At 38.9% G+C, this 21,202-nt stretch carries 21 protein-coding genes; 9 read left to right on the forward strand and 12 right to left on the reverse strand.

Features of this window, described 5'->3' with window-relative positions; genetic code table 11:
* Window positions 1-59 precede the first annotated feature (59 nt).
* The 3 genes from lipA to WD048_15760 all read right to left on the reverse strand — a co-directional run bounded on the left by lipA (window position 60) and on the right by WD048_15760 (window position 4,229).
* The gene (gene lipA / locus WD048_15750) at window positions 60-914 is read right to left on the reverse strand and encodes a lipoyl synthase (GenBank protein MEX0813672.1); all 855 of its coding nucleotides are present in this window, start codon (window positions 912-914) and stop codon (window positions 60-62) included.
* A 14-nt stretch (window positions 915-928) separates the two neighbouring features.
* Window positions 929-1,747 carry a hypothetical protein gene (locus WD048_15755; protein ID MEX0813673.1) on the reverse strand — a complete coding sequence of 273 codons (819 nt, stop codon included), beginning with the start codon at window positions 1,745-1,747 and terminating at the stop codon, window positions 929-931.
* A gap of 106 nt (window positions 1,748-1,853) precedes the next feature.
* A complete protein-coding gene (locus tag WD048_15760; GenBank protein ID MEX0813674.1) occupies window positions 1,854-4,229 on the reverse strand; it encodes a TonB-dependent receptor in 2,376 nt (791 codons plus the stop codon).
* A gap of 120 nt (window positions 4,230-4,349) precedes the next feature.
* On the opposite strand from WD048_15760, the gene WD048_15765 reads away from it, so the two are divergent.
* The 5 genes from WD048_15765 (at window position 4,350) to WD048_15785 (ending at window position 8,440) form a co-directional block, all read left to right on the forward strand.
* Window positions 4,350-5,594, forward strand: coding sequence for a competence/damage-inducible protein A (locus WD048_15765; protein MEX0813675.1), 1,245 nt, complete (start codon window positions 4,350-4,352; stop codon window positions 5,592-5,594).
* A gap of 76 nt (window positions 5,595-5,670) precedes the next feature.
* The gene (locus WD048_15770) at window positions 5,671-5,928 is read left to right on the forward strand and encodes a type II toxin-antitoxin system ParD family antitoxin (GenBank protein ID MEX0813676.1); all 258 of its coding nucleotides are present in this window, start codon (window positions 5,671-5,673) and stop codon (window positions 5,926-5,928) included.
* Complete coding sequence (locus tag WD048_15775; GenBank protein MEX0813677.1) at window positions 5,915-6,205, forward strand: type II toxin-antitoxin system RelE/ParE family toxin; 291 nt, start codon at window positions 5,915-5,917, stop codon at window positions 6,203-6,205. The genes WD048_15770 and WD048_15775 overlap by 14 nt, the downstream gene beginning before the upstream one ends.
* 341 nt (window positions 6,206-6,546) lie before the next feature.
* Window positions 6,547-7,890, forward strand: a complete 1,344-nt coding sequence (locus WD048_15780) for a dihydrolipoamide acetyltransferase family protein (GenBank protein MEX0813678.1) — start codon at window positions 6,547-6,549, stop codon at window positions 7,888-7,890.
* A 250-nt stretch (window positions 7,891-8,140) separates the two neighbouring features.
* Window positions 8,141-8,440 (forward strand): hypothetical protein, encoded by a 300-nt coding sequence (locus tag WD048_15785; protein MEX0813679.1) that lies wholly within the window; start codon window positions 8,141-8,143, stop codon window positions 8,438-8,440.
* Here WD048_15785 and WD048_15790 read toward each other — a convergent pair whose 3' ends face one another.
* Entirely contained in the window at window positions 8,441-8,860 is a 420-nt protein-coding gene (locus WD048_15790; protein ID MEX0813680.1) for a hypothetical protein, read from the reverse strand. It lies immediately after the preceding gene.
* A 220-nt stretch (window positions 8,861-9,080) separates the two neighbouring features.
* Window positions 9,081-11,447 carry a T9SS type A sorting domain-containing protein gene (locus WD048_15795; protein MEX0813681.1) on the reverse strand — a complete coding sequence of 789 codons (2,367 nt, stop codon included), beginning with the start codon at window positions 11,445-11,447 and terminating at the stop codon, window positions 9,081-9,083.
* Between the two features lie 267 nt (window positions 11,448-11,714).
* On the opposite strand from WD048_15795, the gene WD048_15800 reads away from it, so the two are divergent.
* Entirely contained in the window at window positions 11,715-13,148 is a 1,434-nt protein-coding gene (locus tag WD048_15800) for a hypothetical protein (protein ID MEX0813682.1), read from the forward strand.
* Between the two features lie 17 nt (window positions 13,149-13,165).
* On the opposite strand, the gene WD048_15805 is transcribed toward WD048_15800, so the two are convergent.
* The gene (locus tag WD048_15805; GenBank protein ID MEX0813683.1) at window positions 13,166-13,612 is read right to left on the reverse strand and encodes a hypothetical protein; all 447 of its coding nucleotides are present in this window, start codon (window positions 13,610-13,612) and stop codon (window positions 13,166-13,168) included.
* Window positions 13,613-13,798: 186 nt separating this feature from the next.
* Between WD048_15805 and WD048_15810 the strand changes: the two genes are divergently transcribed.
* Window positions 13,799-14,362: a DUF6580 family putative transport protein gene (locus WD048_15810; protein ID MEX0813684.1), complete on the forward strand. Its 564-nt coding sequence runs from the start codon at window positions 13,799-13,801 to the stop codon at window positions 14,360-14,362.
* A gap of 14 nt (window positions 14,363-14,376) precedes the next feature.
* Here the strand turns inward: WD048_15810 and WD048_15815 are convergent, their stop codons facing one another.
* Entirely contained in the window at window positions 14,377-15,276 is a 900-nt protein-coding gene (locus WD048_15815; protein MEX0813685.1) for a tetratricopeptide repeat protein, read from the reverse strand.
* A gap of 115 nt (window positions 15,277-15,391) precedes the next feature.
* On the opposite strand from WD048_15815, the gene WD048_15820 reads away from it, so the two are divergent.
* Both WD048_15820 and WD048_15825 read left to right on the forward strand, forming a co-directional pair.
* Complete coding sequence (locus WD048_15820) at window positions 15,392-15,868, forward strand: HIT family protein (GenBank protein ID MEX0813686.1); 477 nt, start codon at window positions 15,392-15,394, stop codon at window positions 15,866-15,868.
* A 3-nt stretch (window positions 15,869-15,871) separates the two neighbouring features.
* Complete coding sequence (locus tag WD048_15825; GenBank protein MEX0813687.1) at window positions 15,872-17,140, forward strand: amidohydrolase family protein; 1,269 nt, start codon at window positions 15,872-15,874, stop codon at window positions 17,138-17,140.
* A 35-nt stretch (window positions 17,141-17,175) separates the two neighbouring features.
* Here WD048_15825 and WD048_15830 read toward each other — a convergent pair whose 3' ends face one another.
* From WD048_15830 to WD048_15850, 5 genes are all read right to left on the reverse strand, one after another.
* A complete protein-coding gene (locus tag WD048_15830; protein ID MEX0813688.1) occupies window positions 17,176-18,213 on the reverse strand; it encodes a DUF5074 domain-containing protein in 1,038 nt (345 codons plus the stop codon).
* A gap of 62 nt (window positions 18,214-18,275) precedes the next feature.
* The gene (locus WD048_15835) at window positions 18,276-18,506 is read right to left on the reverse strand and encodes a DUF2283 domain-containing protein (protein MEX0813689.1); all 231 of its coding nucleotides are present in this window, start codon (window positions 18,504-18,506) and stop codon (window positions 18,276-18,278) included.
* A complete protein-coding gene (locus tag WD048_15840) occupies window positions 18,488-18,805 on the reverse strand; it encodes a hypothetical protein (GenBank protein ID MEX0813690.1) in 318 nt (105 codons plus the stop codon). The genes WD048_15835 and WD048_15840 overlap by 19 nt, the downstream gene beginning before the upstream one ends.
* Window positions 18,806-18,896: 91 nt before the next feature.
* On the reverse strand, window positions 18,897-20,723 hold the full coding sequence (locus WD048_15845) for a TonB-dependent receptor plug domain-containing protein (GenBank protein MEX0813691.1): 1,827 nt from the start codon (window positions 20,721-20,723) through the stop codon (window positions 18,897-18,899).
* 29 nt (window positions 20,724-20,752) lie between these two features.
* Window positions 20,753-21,124, reverse strand: a complete 372-nt coding sequence (locus tag WD048_15850) for a T9SS type A sorting domain-containing protein (GenBank protein MEX0813692.1) — start codon at window positions 21,122-21,124, stop codon at window positions 20,753-20,755.
* Window positions 21,125-21,202: the final 78 nt, after the last annotated feature.

Consider the following 21,202-nt stretch of genomic DNA (forward strand, 5'->3'; position numbering starts at 1 on the left):
ATTATTGAGAATTGTCTATTAAAACAAGGTTAAGTTGTCAAATTTAGCAAATTATTTTATCAAAGATGCCTTTCAGCATGGTAAGATGAACGAACAAGTGGTCCGCTTTCTACATATTGCAAACCTCTCTTCAGCCCTTCTTCTTTATACATGGCGAAAATATCGGGGTGGATATACTCTACTACTTCCAAATGCATTTTTGTGGGTTGTAGGTATTGGCCGATGGTCAAAACATCGCAGCCATAAGCCACCAAATCATCCATTACTTTAAAAACCTCATCTTTTTCCTCTCCTAAACCGAGCATTATGCCCGTCTTGGTTCGCATTCCTCCTTGCTTCAAAGCCTGGATCACATCTAAGCTTCGCTGGTATTTAGCTTGCGGGCGAACCAAGGGATAGAGCCGTTCAACGGTTTCCATATTGTGGGACACTACTTCAGGAGCCACATCTATAATGTCTTGAATGCTGGATTTGTTCCCTTTAAAATCTGGTATTAAAGTTTCCATGGTAGTGCCCGGGCTAATTTCCCTAATGGCCCTAACTGTTGCAGCCCAAACCTTTGAGCCCCCATTGCGCAATTCATCGCGATCTACACTGGTCAAAACACAATGTTTTACCTGCATCAATTTAACAGCTTCGGCAACTCTTTGGGGCTCTTCCCAATCAATTTCCCCCGGTCTTCCGGTTTTAACTGCGCAAAAGGAACAGGAGCGTGTACACACATTTCCCAAAATCATAAAGGTGGCCGTGCCGGCTCCCCAGCACTCGCCCATATTGGGACAGTTTCCACTTTCGCAAATGGTGTGCAACTTATATTTGTCCACCAATTGGCGTACATTTTTATAAGGTTCGCCCGTAGGAAGCTTTACCCTAAGCCACTTGGGCTTTTTCTCTCTCTTTCTTTCTTCTACTATTGGTAAATCTATCATTATTCGTTTCTCTTGTAAAACCAGCGTTTTCCAATTTGAAAACTCACATAAGCAGAAAAGTTGACTATTTTATTATCATCATTATCTACCATAATGGGGACTCTTTTATAGAATACATCCAACATTACTCCTGCTTCTATCATTTTCACTATTTTCTCTCGCGATGCAAAATCAAAATTGAGCCCCAACTTAACGTAAGCTCCTGGCACCGGTTCTATTTCTTTTAATCCATACTTGAATTTGGATGCGCCATTAATGGAATAAATATCTAAATACTTATCCTCATTGACATCCGTATATTTTTGATTGACGAGCAAATATTGTTCTCCCGGTTGGTTTCTCACTTCATAAGCCAGCTCGAGAAAATAAGGTTTCAATAAACCAAGTGTAATTCCGCCCATATAAGTGAGGCCAATACGCACTCCGTTTTTTTCTGCTTTATTGGCTATTATTTTTTTATTGCCATAGGCGAAGCGCAGAAAGAAAAATTTATTCTGTTTTCCGTAAAAAAACTTTTTCCGGTTTACATCGACTCCGGAAGTTGTTCTGTAGCCTGGAGTTTCAGGCGATTGTTTTTTTTCTGTATAGCTGCGAATTTCACCGAATTCAATCTGAAAACTTCTTGTATTTTCTATGTCCTTGATCCATGATCGGTCGAAAAAGAGTTGCCAGCCATTGCTCATAAGCCTTGCTCCCACACTGTATTCGTGTCGGTAAATTATCTCATCTGATTCGTAGGGGGAAAAGGTGCTATTGTCTGTTTGAGCAAAAACAGTGGACAATCCAAAGAATAAAATTGAAATAATAATTTGCTTCACACCAATATCTACATTTGAAGACTAAAATTAGTTTTACATTTTCATTTAAAAAAACGAAAACGGGCTAAATCGGGTAATTAACATCATTGTACTACAAATTATTTGATTAAAACTCTACTATCACTCCTATTGTTGGCAAAATACTTCCCACTTCATTTTCCAAAAAGCGCGTGGAATATCTTTGTTGCTGAACAGGTGCGTCAGGATTTTCAACAATAGGATTGTCATTTTCATCTAGGCGTGGAAAGAGAATGGGCTGCAATTGATTTTGCTGGTTATAGACATTTTGAATATCCAGATAAAGATTCAAGCTCCATTTTTTGAAGAAATATTTTTTATCTACTCTAATATCCATTTGGTGTGACACATTCAATCTTTCAGAATTTGTTCGGTCATAATCTGGAATTCCGACTCCATTTTGATCCCAAACCAATTTCTGTGAAGACAACTCGATATCAAAAGGTGTATAGGGCGCTCCACCAATAACTCTCCAGCGCATTCCTATTTCCCAATCCCGTTTAAATTTCTTACCGAAAGTCAAACTCAACAAATGCCGATTGTCCCAACTTGAGGGTCGGTATTCACCATTTTTGTCCGTAAACTCACTTCTGACATAGGTATAGGCCACAATCCCGAAAAATCCCTTGAATAGTTTTTGTTGATAGAAAAACTCCACGCCATAGGCCCTGCCTTCTGAAATGGGAGCCGCAGGTCTGTTTCCCACTACACCAAAATCACCGCCCAAATTCGCCAGCGAAACACTGTCCGTCAACTGAAAAGGGTAATCGTCATATTTTTTAAAAAAGCCTTCTACAGAAAATTGCGCATTGAAACTTGTATTGTATTGAAATCCGCCCACTACATGTGTGCTGGAGATATAGCCAATGCCATTGTCTTTATTGACCAACTCCCCTTCATTATCGGCAAATCCCAAAACCGTGTAGGCTGGCAATTGGTAATAATGCCCGGTATTGAAATTAAAGGAAAGCCTGTCAGTGATAGAAACAGATGCAGAAAAACGTGGCGAAAGCTGTTTGAAAGGATTGCTGGTCTCAGGAGTATAATCCATTCCATCGCCACGAATGCCCAATGAAAGACTGAGCCTGTCTTTGAAATAGCTTTTGCTCACTTGTGCGAAAAAACTGTATTTGTGCAAATTCAATTTGCTTTCAAAATCCAACCGTACATTTCCGAATGGCAAAGTGAGTAAATTAAAAGTCTCATTTCTGTATTGTGCAAATTCATAGCCTACGCCATAGTTTATTTTATAGCCCGATTTTTGAACGGTATGCTCCGCCCTTAGTTTGTTTTCAGATTCCTGACTTTCGTAGTTCAAGGTCAAATTATCTGGGTCACTGTCGTCATTGTTTTCGTATTTAATTGCTTGATTGTACAAATGGTTTCTACTTGCCACCAAAGTAAAAACCCCATTGTCTAAAAATTTGCGATACCTTGCTCCTACCGTATAGTTCCATTGCTTGTTTTCTGGCAAACTACCAAGCAAGAATTTCTGATCATCGGTTTCATTTTCCGACAAATTCAATTTCAAATCGTCTATTGCTCCCAAACCCAACACAGTTAAATCAGACCTTTTTCCGGTTTTGTATTTGTATTTAAATTGAAAATCGTTGTAGGTAGGCAAAAAAGGCAAACCAAAAGCCTTGAACAACAATTGAAGATAGGATCTCCTGACCGAAACAATAAAAGTGGATTTATTGCCAATGGGGCCTTGAAGGGAAAAGCCCGCCTCGCTTGATCCGAGCGTAAACCTTCCTGAAAGCCGATCATTTCGGCCATCAATCAATGAAAATTCCAATAGGGAACTGAGCATATTGCCCCTATTGGCCGGAAATGCTCCCGTGTATAATTCCACATCTTTTATAAAATCCACATTGATCAAACCTATTGGACCGCCCGATGCGCCCTGGGTAGAAAAGTGATTGATTACGGGTACTTCTATCCCATCCAAATAAAATCGGTTTTCATTGGGCGATCCTCCCCTGATTACAATATCATTGCGAAAAGCTACCGTAGAAGATACGCCCGGCAGCGATTGAATTACCTTTGAAATATCCCTGTTGCCTCCCGGATAGCGCTGAATTTCGTTCACCCCAATTGATTTAACAGAAACAGGACTTTCAGCCTTTCGATCAAAAGGAGAAGCTTTCACTTCTACCTCTTCCAATTTATTGGTGCTTTCTGTAAGCTCAATATTTAAAATCCTGGATTTTGACTTTGTAACCTCCACTTCATATATCACCTTACTCTCATATCCCAAACTGGAAACCACCAAATTGTAGAGTCCAGGTTTTATCCCATCTAATATGTATTCTCCATTCACATCTGCCGAAGTGCCGTTGGAAGTATTTTGTATCACAATATTGGCAAATGGAATGGGATCATTGTTTAACCCATCAACTATTTTTCCCTTGATTACACTTTCTTGCGAAAAAACTTGCAATGAAAAAAAGAGAAAAATCATTGTTGAAAATAATCCCTTCGAAATCATATTTATTTTTATAATTTGAAAGCAAAAGAACAAAAGTAAAGGGTACTTGTTCAATTTGAATATTTATAAGTCCTAAATTTGAAATAAAAAAACATGAATGCTATAATCATCACAATAGGAGACGAAATACTATACGGACAAACTATTGATACTAATTCAGCATGGATGGGCAAGGAACTCAGCCTGCTCGGGATTGATGTAAAAGAAACTCTAACTATTACCGATGAGCGAGAGGCAATACTTGAGGCACTACAAAGAAGCACACGAAGGGCAAAACTCGTGTTGATCACCGGAGGATTGGGACCAACCAAAGATGATATTACCAAAGATTGCCTGGCTGAGTTTTTCGATGTTGGTTTAAAACAAAACAAAGAAATCGTAAAGAGGCTGGAGCAATATTTCCAAAAACGGGGCATTGAAACTCCCGAGAAAACATTACCACTGGCAGATATGCCTGAAAATTGCACCGCATTGCCCAACAACAAAGGAACAGCCTGGGGCATGTGGTTTGAAGAAAATGAAACCATTTATGTATCGATGCCGGGAGTACCTGCCGAGATGAAAGCACTGATGCGGGAAGAAGTTTTGCCGCGCATTAAGGCTACTTTTGAGTTGCCCAATATTTTACACCGACATTTCCTCACCGCTTCTGTGGGTGAATCCAAGCTTTCGGATGTCCTGGAAGATTTTGAGGATGCCCTGCCCAAAGAAGTGAAACTGGCTTATTTGCCAGGTCTTGGCACGGTAAAGCTTAGGCTTACTGCTAAAGGCGATAATCTTTCTGCTTTGAAACAATCATTGGAAACACAAAGCAAAAAACTATGTGAATATGTGGGACACTATATTTACGGGGAGGAAGATGATGTATTTGAAGCGGTAATTGGCAATATCTTGAAAGACAAAAATTGGCAGATTGCCACGGCAGAAAGTTGTACGGGTGGCTATATCGCCCATAGGATTACCTCTGTGCCCGGCAGTTCAGATTATTTTCAAGGCTCCGTAGTTTCTTATTCCAATGCAATCAAAATGAATGAGTTGGGCGTAGCAAAAGAGACATTGGATAAAGAAGGCGCTGTAAGCGAGGCAACAGTAGCAGAAATGCTCAAAGGAATTTGTTCAAAATTCAAAACCGAGCTTGGTATTGCCGTTTCGGGCATTGCCGGACCAGATGGCGGCACAAAGGAAAAACCCGTGGGAACAGTTTGGATTGCGGTAGGCAAAGCAGATGCTCCAAGAATCAGAAAGGTTCAATTACCCGGTAATCGTCAACAAAATATCGAGCTTACGGCCATCATTGCTTTGGAATCCTTGAGAAGGTATCTGTTGAGGGATGTTTGATTAAAATACAAAAATTGAGATATTGCACCAAAAAAGAACTATTTTGCACCACTTGATAGTTTAAAAGCTAAAAAAGATGTCAACCATAAGAAAGTCAATCAGTTTTACGAACAAACTCAATAACTGGATTCAAGAAATTGTTGCAGAGGGCGAATACACCAATGAGAGTGAATATATCCGTGATTTGGTTAGAAAAGATCGTGAACGCAAGGCCAAATACCAAAGCTTAAAAGCGGCTATTGACAAAGGCCTGAACAGTGGTGTTAGCAGTAAGTCCATACCTGATATTATGAAGGATGTAGAAAATAAGCTGGGTAAAAATGGGCATCTATAAAAATTCGGTTGAAGCTGAATTTGATTTAAGCAAAATATATGAATACGGCATTCAGTATTTTGGCATAGAACAAGCTAAAGTCTATTTCACTGGATTAGAAAGCATTTTAAATAGCCTGGCAAAAAACCCAAACCTTGGAAGAATTGCCTATGAGTTTTACCCAGAACTGAGAAGATTTCTCTATCAATCTCACATCATTTTCTACTTACCTACAGACTACGGAATCTTTGTTGTAAGAGTGCTGCATCAAAGCGTGGATTATAACGACAATTTGTAGAATTAACACTTTGAAAGCTTTATCGAAATGGAAATTATAGACTTGAAGATTTTAAGAAGGTATCTGTTGAGAAATGTTTGAAAATCAATCAGGTTTATAGTGTGTAAGTCGTAGTTCTTCAGTTTTTGAAAAAAACACTTTTGCGGCTCAAAAACAACATAAATTTGAGCCGCAAACAGAAAATTTACGGCTCATATCTTTTGTCCAATTGCATTATCGGCAAAAAAATATACTTAAACCCGAGCTTAGATTTTTTACAGTTGGGAAACCTTAGTTTGAACTCCAAAATGTTTAAATCATTCCTTTTTGGTAAATTCGCAGCATATTAAACAAGATAAGTTATGGCAAATGTGGAATTGATTATGCCCAAAATGGGAGAGAGCATTACCGAAGCAACGATTCTTAAATGGTTGAAAAGTGAAGGTGATAAAGTAGAGGAGGATGAGGCAGTTTTAGAAATTGCCACAGACAAAGTGGATTCTGAAGTACCCGCCTCGCATGCTGGTACTATCGGTAAAATTCTATTCCAGGAAGGCGATGTAGTTCAGGTAGGGCAGGCCATAGCAATAATTAATGCCGAGGGTGAAGCAAGTGAAGAAGAAACAGCAGGTGTACCTGAGCCTGAAATGAGCAATGTGTCGAGAAGTTCTACCGGAGAAACTGCTGTAACAGAACAAAAGGCAACTGAAAAAACAGACAATGAAAAACAAAGCAATAATGCCAATGGAAGGTTTTATTCGCCTTTGGTATTGAATATTGCGCGCAATGAAAATGTAAGTATGACGGAATTAGAAGTTGTTCCAGGCTCAGGACAAAACAACAGAGTTACTAAAAAAGATATTCTGGCTTATTTGGAGAACAGATCATCAGAAGCAAAAGAAAGTAAAAAGGAAAAGCAAGTTGAAAGCAAGCCTGTTGAACCAGCAGCAACACCAGCACCTCAACAAGTCCCTGTAAGTACACCTGGGGCAGAAGAGAATGTAGATATTATAGAAATGGACCGCATGCGCAAAATGATTGCCACCAATATGGTGAAATCCAAAGCTACATCAGCACATGTCACTTCTTTTGTAGAAGCAGATGTTACTAAAATCGTACTTTGGAGAAACAAAGTGAAAAAGAGTTTCCAGGAACGAGAAGGCGAAAAAATCACTTTTACGCCCATATTTGTAGAAGCGGTTTGTCAGGCACTGAAAGAATTCCCCAATGTAAATGCTTCTGTAGTAGGCGATCAAATTCATGTAAAAAGGGATTTGAATATTGGTATGGCCACGGCACTCCCCAGCGGGAATTTAATTGTACCTGTGATCCATAAAGCAGAGCAACTCAATCTGACCGGAATAACCAAGAAAGTGAATGATCTTGCGGGACGAGCCAGAATCAATAAGCTAAAACCAGAGGAAATCCAGGGCGGCACCTTTACCATCTCCAATGTAGGCACTTTTGGCAATTTGATGGGCACGCCTATTATCAGTCAGCCGCAAGTGGCTGTGCTGGCCACTGGAGCCATCAAGAAAAAACCCGTGGTGATTGAAACCGAAATGGGCGATACCATAGCCATACGACATATGATGTTTTTGTCGCTTTCCTACGATCATCGAATAGTAGATGGTTATTTGGGAGGCACATTCCTAAGGCGCATAGCCGATATCCTTGAGGCATTTGATGCAGATAGAAGCATTTAACAAGTTTTAGTTTTTTGTTTTCAATACTAAGCCCTATATTCTGTGCATATATAATGTTGTATTTTAGTAAACTACCTCGGAGTAAACCCACGAGGCATTTATAAGAAAAATGTTTTTTTGATTTCGAGGCCTGCCTGCAGGCAAGGCAGGAAAGCCTCGGAGCACCCGCCTGCTTAGTCGGGCAGGTTTAAATCTCGATTATCGAGTAAATACAGTATTTATCATTTAGTAACATTTAAATTACTGTGCTATGCATCACATGAAATCTTTATCAAGCGTAATGAATGAATTGGAAGGGAGAGGCTACGAAGGCAATTATCGACTTGAGAATGGAAAATTACTCAGTTCAAGTGGTAAGGAAATTTCGAGAGATCAGCTTCAGCTTGAAGATACCTATCGATTTGAAGGTAGCACCAATCCTGACGACATGTCTATCCTCTACAAATTGAAAAGTGAAAATGGGGATAAAATAATGCTCATAGATAGTTTTGGCCCTGAGGCAGACCCTTCTATAGCTAAATTTGTACAAGCAATTCAGGAGTCAGAATAATTATTGCTTAATTTGAAGTTTTGACAAATCAAGCGGTACGTTTATTTGTATGAAGCTCTTGCCTCTTTTGGCTATTGGTGTGCGCATCAAGTGCAAATTGTTTGCTAAAAAAGTAAGACTGCTTTCTCCATCAAAGTCCGAGGCAATATCTAATCCATGTTCTTCTTCGAGGGCATATCTGTCAATCAGTTCGTTTGCTTCTACACCCAGCCCCATAGCTAAATGCTGAATCTGCAATTCTGTTAGCTTAATTTTTTCCAGATCGTGATCTACAACTACAGCACCTATAGATTGAGCCTGAGCAAGTGTTACTCTATCCAGATTTTTCGATTTCCGTACAAATAATTCTATTTCACGTCCGTCTGCTTTTGTGCCGGGCACAACTCTTCTTCCTAAATGCTCTTTGTTAAACTCCATCATCTAATAGTCTGAAATTAAAAATAAGTTCAAGACTGCAATTTTACGAAATTCTGAAGATAAATGGGTTTCTAATGCGCGAAGTTTGAAAATTTTGTATGTTAACAAACCCTAAGCCAGGTATTTTCCTGGCCACAAACAGAAAACCCAGAATCTATGTTCTGGGCATCCCATTTCAGACACGGCAACAAATGTCTGTTTCAAAACCATTCGCACCATTTTTTTATTTTATAATTGAAATTTTTTGTGTGGAGCGCGACTTTTCACCACTCACTTCCAGGTAATAAATGCCCCCCGGTAAATCTGATGTGTTAATGCTGGTTTTACCTTCACTCAGATCATTTCTTTGAAGTAAAACCCGGCCAAGATTGTCATAAAGCCTGAGCAATTGAATATCATTTGTTTTGGGCAACTCCACAAAAATCATATTGTTTGTGGGGTTGGGGTAAACAGCAATATTTGAATCAAAGAAAACTTCTTCTGTACTTACAATTGTCAGTTCGATCTCAGTTTCGTCATTTTTGATGGCTTTGGCACTGCTGATCCAGGGATCGAGTGTTTCAAGTAGGTTTTCTTTCCCGGCAATGTCATCAATTAAAATCATGCTTACCGTGGCTATTTTTTTAAAGCCCGACTGGTTTATCTGATCAATTCTAGTCAGACCTACTTCAACCCTTCCTGTTGCTGGGAATTCCTTGTGGACCGAAATCAAATCCACGTTTTCGGTACCTGCCCAGGAATCGCTTAAATCCACATCAACAGTGCCCGACTCAACCACATCGCTGTTGTAGTTGAGCGTAAATGCCAGGGCATAGAAATCCGGGACTTGTTGGCTGGATGTTCCCAGTTCTATATCGATCTCCACCCTGGTGTTTTCAATAAAAGGCCCCGGCTGCAATACCGATGCAATAGGATAAGCATTCAGTGAAGTCTGCGATTGTTTGAAATGTTGCAAACCATAATTGTTTGTAATGGATTGCAGATCAAAGGAGTCAACGATGCCATCGCCATTACAATCGGCATGTTTGTAGTTGTTTCCAATAATGGAAAAATTCTGCGACCAGTCCTGCATAGGCTGTCCTTCCCAGTTGGTACTGGCATTGGGTCTTGTGGCATCAGAAGTGCCATAAGCTATACCAATTGGAAAGATATCGTGCACATTGGCAATGCCATCATCACTCGCATCTCCAGGCCACACGCAGCCAAGACTTTGCGGATCGTTGCAAGTAAAATTTAGATTGTCGCAAGCCTGCAACTGATTGTTGGCAAATTTCTGGCTAATAGTGTCAATGCGTTGCCGATAGGGAGTAAAATCCGGGCATGTATCAAATGGTAAAAAATGAGTGGAAAGTGCAAGTGTCATTTCAACATGGTCACCAGCTTGTAAATCAAAAGGCCCAGTTACCCCCATTCCTCTTCTATCAGCGGGAGTGTTGTTTTGACTACATTCTGACCATCTAATAGGATCAGAAGGATTGCCCGGAAACATAAATGAAGTTGGAGTTGTACCACCATATGCATTACCACCTAGGGTAAAAGGGGTGCCATCTTTCCATCTCGCTGTGATGTAGTTATAATAGTGGGAAAAATTCTCAGGATTACCTGTAACACTAAAATCATTATTATAAAATACATGTGCTGAAAGTTCCTGGTCTAAAAAACTTATGGTTTGAATGGGTGGGTCATTTCCATAACCTCTGCTTGCACAGTCAGGGTCGCTTACAGTTCCGTTATAAACATAAAATGTATTGCTTGCAGTGTCACAACTAACAAGATCATTATTAAAACATCCAAGGTCAAAATCCGTCCATTTTCCCACATAAAAATCATGTAAATCACTCCCTCTATTGATGATTTTATAATTGATGAATAAAGTGTTGTACAAAATATCATCATCTGGGCAATTGTATCCATAGACAGAAATCTGATTTTCTACCTGTAATGGAAAACCACCTGTTTCAGTATGAGGGCCGCCATTGTCATTAAAAACATACCAAAGCATTTGATCGCCTTTGATATTGGGGTATTCGCCCTGATCAGGTTCGTAAACGCCATTGTTGTTCAAGTCCACAAAAGGTGCTGCATCCTGTGTAACTGCAATGGGAGTATTATTCGCTCCCTTTGCAAAAGGATTGCCTTTGCCCGGCCAGTCATAAATGGCAGGCTGTGGAAAATCCACCTGATTGTTGTCACTGTAATCGGCAATGTGTTGGTCAATATCCCTTTTGTTGACTTTCCAGATTCTTGACCAGTTATCAATGGTGGTAGCATTGGTTTGCCCTGTGTTTTCATCCAAGGGACCTGCCCAAAAATCATTACCATTTTGCCGGTAAGTTTCTGCCGCTACCTTAAGTTGCCCTCCGGCATCTATGCCACCCATCCACAAGCCTGCAGTAAAAATTGAATGTACTGAGTCTGTTTTTGGAACTCGGAAATAAGCATTATTCAAATCCCAGAAAAAGACACCATCGGATGAAAAAACGGTTTCAATATTGTTGCCGTCAAAGGTTTCAAAACCATCGGGTAGGTTTTGGGCATTGAGCAGTATCGAAAAGGATAATACACAGATTAGGGTTTGGAAAGTTTTCATGGCTGTATGGTTTTTTAGTGATTCGAGTCCTAAATTAAGCCCATTTATCACCTAAAAAAAGTACAAATACTGCATATTGAAAATCTAACTAGATGGATTAAATGCTTCTGTTAAAATTTAATACATTGAATATCAGTATTCTAAAAAAGTATTTATTAGGGTTTATAATTTTATTGAAAAAACTATTGGTAGCTGATTTTATAATTTAGCAATGTTTATTGTATAAATTAGCTGATAAATGTATTGTAAAAACCAAAACAAGCAAACATGCAAAGCAGTCAGTTGATTCAATCACTAAAATATCTCAACCCGGATACATTTAAGCGTTTTGGGGCATTTGTGCATTCTCCATATCACAATACAAATGAAAAATTACAAAAACTCTACAGTCAAATAGCAGCTTCCCATCCAGATTTGACAAGCAATAAATTGGACAAAAAAACGGTGTATCCCACAGTTTTTCTAAAGGAAAAATTCAATGGTGATAAATTGCGGGCCATGATGTCTTTGCTTTTGAAATTGCTTAAGGAATTTTTGGTCATTGAACAGATTAAAAAAAGCCCTGAAACTTTTAATCAATTACTATTGGAGCAATATCAAAACCTAGGCATGAATAAGCAATACGACACAATGTTGAAAAAAAGCCAAAATATAATGTCTGATTCGGATCAAAAAGACACAGCGTATTTTTTAAAGCAGCATTTGTTAGATGAAAAAATATATGATTATGCCGTGCAAAATAAAACCCCAAACCTAAATAAGGACTTACAAAATCTGCTTGTCAACCTAGATATTTATTATGCGGCCAAAAGGCTCAAGTATTCCTGTGAGGCATTAAACCGAAAAAATATTGCGGGTGAATCATTTGAAGAGATTTCACTGATGGACATAAAACCATATTCTGAAAAGCTTGCCTTAGAAAAAGTACCGCTGATTGACATTTATCTTCAAATATTCCAAACACTGGAGGACGAAAACAATGAATCAAATTTTGAAAAATTGGTAAAGCTTTTAGAAGAAAACTCTAGCATATTTCCAGCAGAAGAAAACAAAGTGATGTATGGCTATGCCATGAACTTTTGCATCAAAAAAATAAATGAGGGCAGGAATGAATATCTGGAAAAGCTTTTTAAGCTTTACAAACTCTTGCTTGAATTCAATATCATTTTTGAGGGCAAATATATTTCACAATGGGACTATAAAAATATTGTGACAGTGGGACTTAGGCTAAATGAAATAGAGTGGACGGAGTATTTCATCAATCATTACGAAAAATACCTGAACCCCAATGTCAGGGACAATGCCTTTAAATATAATCTTGCTAATTTAAGCTATTTCAAAAAAGATTTCTCGCAAACCATGGAGCTGCTAAGGGAAGTGGAGTTCACGGAAATCAGTTATGAGCTGAGCTCTAAATCGCTTTTGCTCAAGTCGTACTACGAGCTGAACGAGTTCAATGCCCTGTTTGCACAGGCGGAAACATTCAAGTTGTTTTTGCGCAGAAACAAACGCATTTCAGATTACCAGAAAACGATTTACAAAAACCTGATTCGCTATATTGTAAAATTGGCCAAATTAAAATCCCGTTTTCAGAAAGTGCCCAAAAAAGTACGGGATGAAATTGAAAGCACAGCCCAAATTGCTGATAAGTCCTGGCTCTTGAAAAAAATCAAGGAAAACACAGGAATGGAAATGTATTAAAAAAAAGGAGGTAAATGTCAGGCAACAAATATCAGGTTGCCAACAAGTTTGTAGAGAATAGAAAGGGTAAATCCCCAAAAAGCGGCACTTACAAACATGTATTTAACCATCTTGCTTTTGGAGCCGCCAAATGATACTGCGACAAGTACACCCACAATTGGACTGAACAAAACAGGTGTTAAAAAAGCAACACCGGCAAGGCCGTATTTATTCCAAATCGTAACGATTCTTCTGTTTCTTTTGGTGAAAAGGGCTTTGTTGCGTTTGAATTTCCAAATCAATTTTCTGCGGAATTCATCTTTGATACCAGCAACAATAAGGACTGTTGTCATCATTCCCAGAATTGTAAATAAAGCAGTTTCTACAATACTCATGTCTCGGGCTATTCCTGCCAGAGGGGCTAAGGCAAATTTGAACATAGATGTGAGGAATACCATTCCGTATTCCAATAGTGTTTCAATCATTTTTATTGAGAATCATAAATTTTGTAAAAAGAAGCGCTGCTACTTATTAATACCATTAAAAGGCGTATAATGTTTCAAAAAAGAATGCTGAAGTTAATAAATAGCGTAAATTAAAGCAAATAAAACTTTCAGGCATTGTCTATTCAAGCCAGTTTTTTTTAACTTCGAAACCAAAATAACACAACCATGATAAAAAGCAGAAAAGTACAAATCGCAATAATTGCAGGATTATTGATTGTAACAGCATTAATGCGCCTATTGCCTATTGCGCCAAATTTCACACCTGTGATAGCAATTGCACTTTTTGGAGCAGCTGTTTTCAAAAATAAAAATTTGGCATTTCTACTTCCACTCGGTATTCTTCTTTTCTCGGATATTATGCTGGAAGTAGCTTTTCAATTGGGCTTGCGTTCATTCACGGGCTTTCATTCAGGCATGATATTCGTATATGGAGCATTCCTGCTGATCGCTGTTTTAGCTTATATTGGTTTAAAGAAAATTAATATTGCTAGAATTGGAATTGGAGCCATTACTGCTTCTGTGCTGTTCTTTCTGATCTCAAATTTCGGGGTTTGGATTTCAGGCAGCATGTATCCAATGGATTTCAGTGGATTGATTGCTTGTTACACAGCAGCCATTCCTTTCTTCCACAACACCTTGCTTTCTACTTTGCTCTATTCTGGAGTGCTGTTCGGGGCTTATTACCTGATCAATCAACAATCTTTAAAGCCAGCTTTTCAGAAAAGCTAGAGATATTATCAAGTTTATTTTTGATTCCCTGAAAGTTCAAGCATCCTTTCAAGTCTTTGAGGCTCATTGTTTTGCATCCATTTGTCTTTTGATAAGATAGCATAAGCCAATTTGAAATATCTACGAGCACTAGTGCTGTCTTTTTTCAATAAATGGCATTCCCCCAGTTCCTCGTAAACATAAGGATCTGTTTTGCTGCTATCTGCTTTCATTTCGGAAAGAAGAGCCTCCTGAATATCCAATGCAGCCTCTATTTCATTCATCGAGCGGTAATTCCTTGCAATGCACCACTTGGCAATAAAAGCTCCCTTTTGGTCATTTTGTGCTTCCCTCCATTCCAGCGATTTTTCAAAGAAATGCATTGCTTCCCGGTAATCACCCTTATCGTGATAGGTCCAGCCAATATTGTTGTAAAGTGGTCCCAACCACTTTTTAGCTCTATGCTCATTTGATTTTTCTGTCAGCTCTACTGCTTTTAAATTCCACCGCAACTGTTGGTCTGGTTTTTCTGCAATACCCAACATGTGGGCCGCATCTATGGCATAAAAATCCGCTTTGTTTTTCTGGGCAAGCTCAAAGGCTTCTTTAAAAAGTGGAATAGCCATTTCTTTTTTGTTCGCAGAATTATATGTCCTGCCCCTTTCAAGCAAATAGCGAATTTTCACTAAGGGAATATCTTCTGTCTTTAAAATATTTTGAACAGAATCAAGAATAGCATGTGCTTCAGCAAAATCACCATTTAGGCTTTGGGTTCTTGCCAGTTGAGTGAGCAATTCGGCATAGTGGGTATTGTCCCCAGATGCTTTTGCTTTGGGCAGTAAAGCCCTGAATTTTTCCTCTGTCGCTGATAGATCATCGTAATTCCACAGGGAATCAATATTGGGTAGATTGGTATTGCTTTCAGAATTTTTCATTTGGCAGGAGCTTATTAAATTAAAGAGTATAAAAGCAGATAAAATGTATTGCATTGTTGAATAGTTTTTTGACGTAAAAAAGTTGTTCATTTTTAATATTTTCATAAATCAATTTATGCTTGATACATTTATGAAACCGAAATGTCTTTTCTTCAAAATAATCAATGGCACAGAAAAATCGCATGTGATTTTTGAAGATAAGGATTATATTGCTTTTTTAACACCTTATCCCAATACACCAGGAATAACAGTGGTTGCTACTAAAGCACATGAAGACAGCAATGTTTTAAACCTTGATAAAGAAAAGTATATTTCCATAATGATGTTTGCCCGTAAAGTAGCTGCTCATTTGAATAAAGCATTGAATACAAAACGTACCGGGCTGATAGCAGAAGGTATGGGAGTAGATCATGCGCATGTGAAATTAATACCCATGCACGGTATTCCGGAGGGTAAATGGAAAAAGATAAAAAGTGAAATTGAGGATTTCAGCGAAAAATATTGCGGTTACCTAAGCTCTGCTGATGGGCCTTTAATGGATGATGAAAAATTGGAAGCTATTGCCCAAACAATCAGAAATTCAATCAAATAAACCATGAAAACACTAATTTACAGCCTCGCCCTTTTAATTTTCTTCTCCTGTACAGAAACCAAAACAAAAGAAAAAGCTCCTAACAGCTTTGAATTTAAAAATGCTTATGTCTTTAATGGAGAAGGATTTGAGCAACGAGACTTTTATATAATTGGGCAGCAATTTGTAGCAGAAAAACCGGATGATATTGATAGCAGTATTGATCTTTCCAGTCATTATATTATTCCACCTTTTGCGGAAGCACACAACCACAATATTGAATCGCAGCGAGATTTTGATGCACAGGCACAGGTATATTTGCGAAAAGGCGTTTTTTATGTCAAGATTCCCAACAATATTGCGCAATATGCAAAACAACTAAAACCACTGATAAACAAGCCCGAAAGCATTGATGTGGTTTTTGCCAATGGTGGCATTACCGGCAGTGGAGGACCTGCCCGAACCCAAGGGGGCGGGCATCCCACCCAACTCTATGAAATGCTGCAAAACCGGGGCATTTATCCATCGGATATGGAGATGGAAAACAAGGCTTATTATTATGTGGATAGTGAGGCTGATTTAGAGGAAAAATGGCCTTTGATCCTGGAAGATCAACCTGATTTTATAAAAACTTACCTGCTATATTCCGACAATAAATCAGTAGCAAAAAATGCCTGGCGAAAAGGTCTGGATTCCGAATTATTGCCTTTGATTGTTCAAAAGACGCACAAGGAGGGTTTAAAAGTTACTACCCATGTGGAAACTTCAAAGGATTTTCACAATGCAGTGCAGGCCGGAGTGGATGAAATCAACCATTTACCTGGCTACAATATTCCCGAGGACTTGGACAGCAGCCTTTTTCTGATTGATGAGGCCGATGCAATATTGGCGGCTGAAAAAGAAATCACTGTTGTAACTACACTACTCGTTACCAAGGATGTACAAGAATGGTCAAAACCTATGGAATATATGCGAGCTGTACAGATGAAAAACCTAAGGCTATTGAAAGAAAAAGGTGTAAAAATAGCAGCCGGAAGTGACACACATCACTCTACGGTTTTTGAGGAATTGTTGCTATTGGAAAGTTTGGAGCTTTTCAGCCCATTGGAATTAATGAAAATTGCCTGTGAAAATTCTGCAAGTGCTGTCTTTCCAGAACGAAAAATCGGAAAATTAAAACCCGACTATGAAGCCAGTTTTTTGGTGCTCAAAGAAAACCCGTTGGATGATTTCAAAAATATAAGGAGCATAAAATTCCGGTATAAGCAGGGTGGGGTTGTTGGAGTGGAGTGAGTTTTCCCGTTGAGGTATTTTTTTGAAGCCCCCCCCTACAATCCCAAAATAGCCTGCGGAATGCGGCCGGTGGTAAAAGAATCCACAAAAACGGGATTGTCGCTGAGTGTGTATTTTAGCAAAACGCCATTGCGGGCATAATCCTTTGCATCACAGAAATAAAGGTAGTCATCAATAATTTCAAAACCATAGATATTCCTGCCACTTAAATCCAAAATCAATTCCTGACTGCCCGCATTGAAGGTTCTAGATCTATATACTTTGGAGTTGTCGCATATATAATAGTGTTGACTAGCTTCTATACATCCATATCCATAGCGCAACATACTACAATTACCATCTAATAATGCTGGTTTTAAATCAATATTTTTGCCTTCTCCATCAAAACTGTAGAAATAAGTTAAGCTTTCCCCCTCATTTGACGCCAATACCTCAAAATAATTGGAGGACATGCTCATACTCCTTGGAGTCGCATCAAGGAAAAGGGTTTCAACTACTTGATCGGTTAAGGTATTGATGGCTTTCACTGTTTTATTTTCCACTTCCACGACCCAAACAAGTTGGCGATATAGCACCATTTGCTCCGTCCAGCCATTCATAGGGATTTCTCCTGTTTTCTCAAAAGTCTGCAAATCGACAATATGAATGGCATTGGCATATAAATCGCTCACATAAGCCTTTTGATCATTGATGGGCAAAATATAGCGCGGTGAAGTCAGGCCGCCCAAGGTTCTTTTGCGCTCCCAGGTTTTTGCATCCACTTCCTCAATTTTCCCTGAATTGTTGACCACAATAAAAATGCTTTCATTACAGCGGGTAAAGGACTGCGCCACATCGCCCAACGGAGCGTTGTTCACCGATTCAAAATAGTTTTGCCTAACAATTCCCGAATCCTCGTGGATCATCGTAAGCGATGCATTGCTCCAAGTATAATTGCCTTCGTTCAACACTGCAATTGTGAAATCTTTATTGGAGTTGTCATTCTGCTCATCCGGCCCGCCCGTTTTGGAACAGGCTGTCCAAATCAGGAAAAAAGCAAGGAATAAAGGGGAATACGTGTGTTTAAACTTCATTTAATGCTTGTGTAAGTTATAATTGGATTTTAGCGAAATCAGAAAAATTCCTACTAAATCGATTAGGGTTTCAACCTTTGGCTGGCATTCAATATAGTCAATCCAATAATTTCTTTGTTTTCATACCGCACAATTATTTCCTCATCCGTCATTTTTGAATCATCGGCATTATTGGGTTTTTTAAAATGCAAATACAAAACATCAGCATCATGATCATAGGAAGACCATATGGTTTTATGCTTCAATAAATAAGGCAATGCTATTTTTATATCTTTTAATTCTGCAGTTTCCATAATATTGTTTTCTTTTTAAAAGTTTGTTTTCCTTTGGCAAGATAAGCCGTTAGTACAAATCCATCTGTATTTGAAATTTCTTTGTAAACAACAACTATAAATTTACCTAAAGTTTCCTGAAAGCTTTTAACTGCAATTTTTGCGCCATTACTACCCTCGTATATTACTTCAGGTTCTTCAATAGTCTCAAGTATTTCATAATAATAATCTGCAATGTCAGGGTGGCCAGTTGTTATGTGTAACCAGCGCTCAGAATTCAATCTAATTGGGACTTTGTCCTTGGAAATTGCAATATCCACTTTTTAGTTTTAATTATTTTTAAGATAAATTTTCAAACTGTATTTTTCTTATTTCTATAAAAAGTAAAAATACAAAAACAAAAATCTACTCTCACCTCCATCTATACCTCAACGTCCCATAAAAAGCCCGACCCGGCATGGGCCTGCCCGCCATCAGCACATAGGATTCATTGCTTAAATTTTCCATGCGCAATTGCAATCGAAGCAAATGTTTCTTAAAATTAAAATCCTTGCCCAGACTCAAATTGTACAACATATAAGGTTCCAAAAAAGTACTGTTGTCCCTGCTGGTATATCTTTCCGAGCTCCATTCCTGACTGTATTCCGCAAAAAATCCCTTGTAACTCAAAAACAAAATAGACTTCACCTGGTGCTTTGGCACATAAATGCTCTGCCAACGCTCCGCACTTTCAAAGCTGTTGTTCAGATGATAAAAAATTTGCGCTTCTAATTTCCATTCTTGATCTGGCGAAAAAGCAAATGTCACTTGCGGTTCGTAACCCCAACTCAGCACATTGTCAATATTTTGCGCCTGCCAAAATCCCTCGCTTGAAGGCAGCCAACGGATCTGATTTTTGATGCGGTACAAATACAATTGTTGGGAAAAATTAAATTGCCATTTATTCTTTTTCAAATTATAATTGCTGCTCAATTCACCGCCCCAAGAGCTTTCTGCTTCGATATCCAAATTTCCGCCCGGTTGCCAATACAGATCATTGATCGTAGGATATCGGAAATTCCTGCCACCATCTGCTCCTATGTAAAATTTCTCTTTGCCCAAGGGGAAAACCTTAAAACCAAAATGAAATAAAAATGGCGAAACAAAATCGCTGTAAAAATCCTGTCTTAAATTCCCCGACCAGGAAAAATAATTGTTCAGGTTGTGGTTCAGCACAGTAGAAAGCACAGTGCGGTTTCTGCTTTTCACCGAGCCAATGTTTTCATTATTGACCCAATCCGTTTGGTTTTCCAATCTAGATTTTAAAATCATCTGTGGACGAATGGCAAATTTATGCTCTGCCAGCATCATAGAAGTATGCGCAGTGGTTTGGGAATTGATCTCGGCCTGTAGGTTTTGGTATTCCAGATATTGAAATTTATAATATCCGGCTAAACGCAGTGCATGTTTGGAGCGGCTGAGTTTGTATTGCAAATTTAGTACGCCCAAATGATCCTCTTGACTTTCACTTTGATTGCTCGACAAAATGGCCGGGGGAACTTGCCTGTCCATGAAAAAATAAGCCGCACCCCATTCCAAGGCTTGTCGGTTATTGATTTTTTTGGCTACATTATGATTGAAATTCAATCGCTGAAAAGCTGCATTCTCTTGATTTACCCACGGATTTCCAGCCTGCCCAATGTCCCTGTATTTATAATTGTTCCTGCTGCGGTCGTAGCTCAATTTGGTAGTGCTGAACAAATTTTCACTGCTAAATCTGCTTTGCGCCATCATGCGATAAGTGTGGAAACTCCCGCCCTCCAATGCTAAGTCCAAACCGTGATTTCTGGCACTGCTAAAAACAGGATTGAAATCAAAACTGAGTAAACCGCCCAATGCTCCTGAATTTTTGGAAAGTGATGAAATGCCTTTTGTCAAACTAAAATCCCCGGCTGATGTATTGAAAAGCGAAAGATCGGTCTGCCCAAGGAACATGCTGTTCAAATTCAAATCGCGGTACAAGACCTGGTTCTGTGCCGGTTCGGTGCCCCGCACACTCAATGAAGCAATATTGGAAGGCCCGTAATTGCGGATATACACGCCATTTTCACGTTGCAGGCTTTGGCTCAAAGCACCAATATCAGTAGAGTGAGTAATGACCGTATCTCTCTTTCGCTGTAATTTTTTGGTGTCTGAAATTTCCACCATATCCAAATAATGCCATTCTTCCTGTGCAGTGACAATCGAAATTGTCAGCATCAAAAATGATATGAGGATAGCCTGTTTCACTACAAAACCAGCAGTTTGCGGTAATCAAATGTATCTCCTTTCTTTACCTGCAAAATATAGCTGCCTTTGGCCAATTCCGCAGTAGAAAACTGGCGTATATCAGTTCCCAAGTAAAAAGTATTGCCATTGGTGTTAATCAGCGAAAATTCAGCGGAAACTTGGCTTTCAATATTGACCGTTTCTCCCTGTATTACCGGATTGGGAAAAATGGACAAGTTCGATTCCTTAGAAATATTTTCCTCAATGGAAGTCGTAAACCGTATCAATTCGCCCTGGGCAAAACCATCGCCTTCACCGCCTTTATAGGCTTCATTTTGAAAAGAAGCGAATAGTAAAATCAGGAATAGTAATTGAATGTTTTTCATTTTCATAAATACAGCTATTAGAACTGAGTTATCAAATTATTTTCCTCCTAACACATTGACTAAATGTTTTTTGAAGTAGGGGGG

It is taken from the genome of Chitinophagales bacterium, assembly GCA_040877935.1.
Classification (GTDB): domain Bacteria; phylum Bacteroidota; class Bacteroidia; order Chitinophagales; family CAIOSU01; genus JBBDNB01.

Bases quoted from the DNA above. Each gene is read 5' to 3' on its own strand.
- WD048_15805 (MEX0813683.1), bottom strand. From the start codon at position 13,612: ATGATTGAAACACTATTGGAATACGGAATGGTATTCCTCACATCTATG.
- WD048_15785 (MEX0813679.1), top strand. From the start codon at position 8,141: ATGCATCACATGAAATCTTTATCAAGCGTAATGAATGAATTGGAAGGG.
- WD048_15815 (MEX0813685.1), bottom strand. From the start codon at position 15,276: ATGAAAAATTCTGAAAGCAATACCAATCTACCCAATATTGATTCCCTG.
- WD048_15810 (MEX0813684.1), top strand. From the start codon at position 13,799: ATGATAAAAAGCAGAAAAGTACAAATCGCAATAATTGCAGGATTATTG.
- WD048_15850 (MEX0813692.1), bottom strand. From the start codon at position 21,124: ATGAAAATGAAAAACATTCAATTACTATTCCTGATTTTACTATTCGCT.
- WD048_15825 (MEX0813687.1), top strand. From the start codon at position 15,872: ATGAAAACACTAATTTACAGCCTCGCCCTTTTAATTTTCTTCTCCTGT.
- WD048_15765 (MEX0813675.1), top strand. From the start codon at position 4,350: ATGAATGCTATAATCATCACAATAGGAGACGAAATACTATACGGACAA.
- WD048_15820 (MEX0813686.1), top strand. From the start codon at position 15,392: ATGCTTGATACATTTATGAAACCGAAATGTCTTTTCTTCAAAATAATC.
- WD048_15775 (MEX0813677.1), top strand. From the start codon at position 5,915: ATGGGCATCTATAAAAATTCGGTTGAAGCTGAATTTGATTTAAGCAAA.
- WD048_15790 (MEX0813680.1), bottom strand. From the start codon at position 8,860: ATGATGGAGTTTAACAAAGAGCATTTAGGAAGAAGAGTTGTGCCCGGC.
- WD048_15835 (MEX0813689.1), bottom strand. From the start codon at position 18,506: ATGGAAACTGCAGAATTAAAAGATATAAAAATAGCATTGCCTTATTTA.
- WD048_15800 (MEX0813682.1), top strand. From the start codon at position 11,715: ATGCAAAGCAGTCAGTTGATTCAATCACTAAAATATCTCAACCCGGAT.
- WD048_15795 (MEX0813681.1), bottom strand. From the start codon at position 11,447: ATGAAAACTTTCCAAACCCTAATCTGTGTATTATCCTTTTCGATACTG.
- WD048_15830 (MEX0813688.1), bottom strand. From the start codon at position 18,213: ATGAAGTTTAAACACACGTATTCCCCTTTATTCCTTGCTTTTTTCCTG.
- WD048_15770 (MEX0813676.1), top strand. From the start codon at position 5,671: ATGTCAACCATAAGAAAGTCAATCAGTTTTACGAACAAACTCAATAAC.
- WD048_15780 (MEX0813678.1), top strand. From the start codon at position 6,547: ATGGCAAATGTGGAATTGATTATGCCCAAAATGGGAGAGAGCATTACC.
- WD048_15760 (MEX0813674.1), bottom strand. From the start codon at position 4,229: ATGATTTTTCTCTTTTTTTCATTGCAAGTTTTTTCGCAAGAAAGTGTA.
- WD048_15845 (MEX0813691.1), bottom strand. From the start codon at position 20,723: ATGCTGACAATTTCGATTGTCACTGCACAGGAAGAATGGCATTATTTG.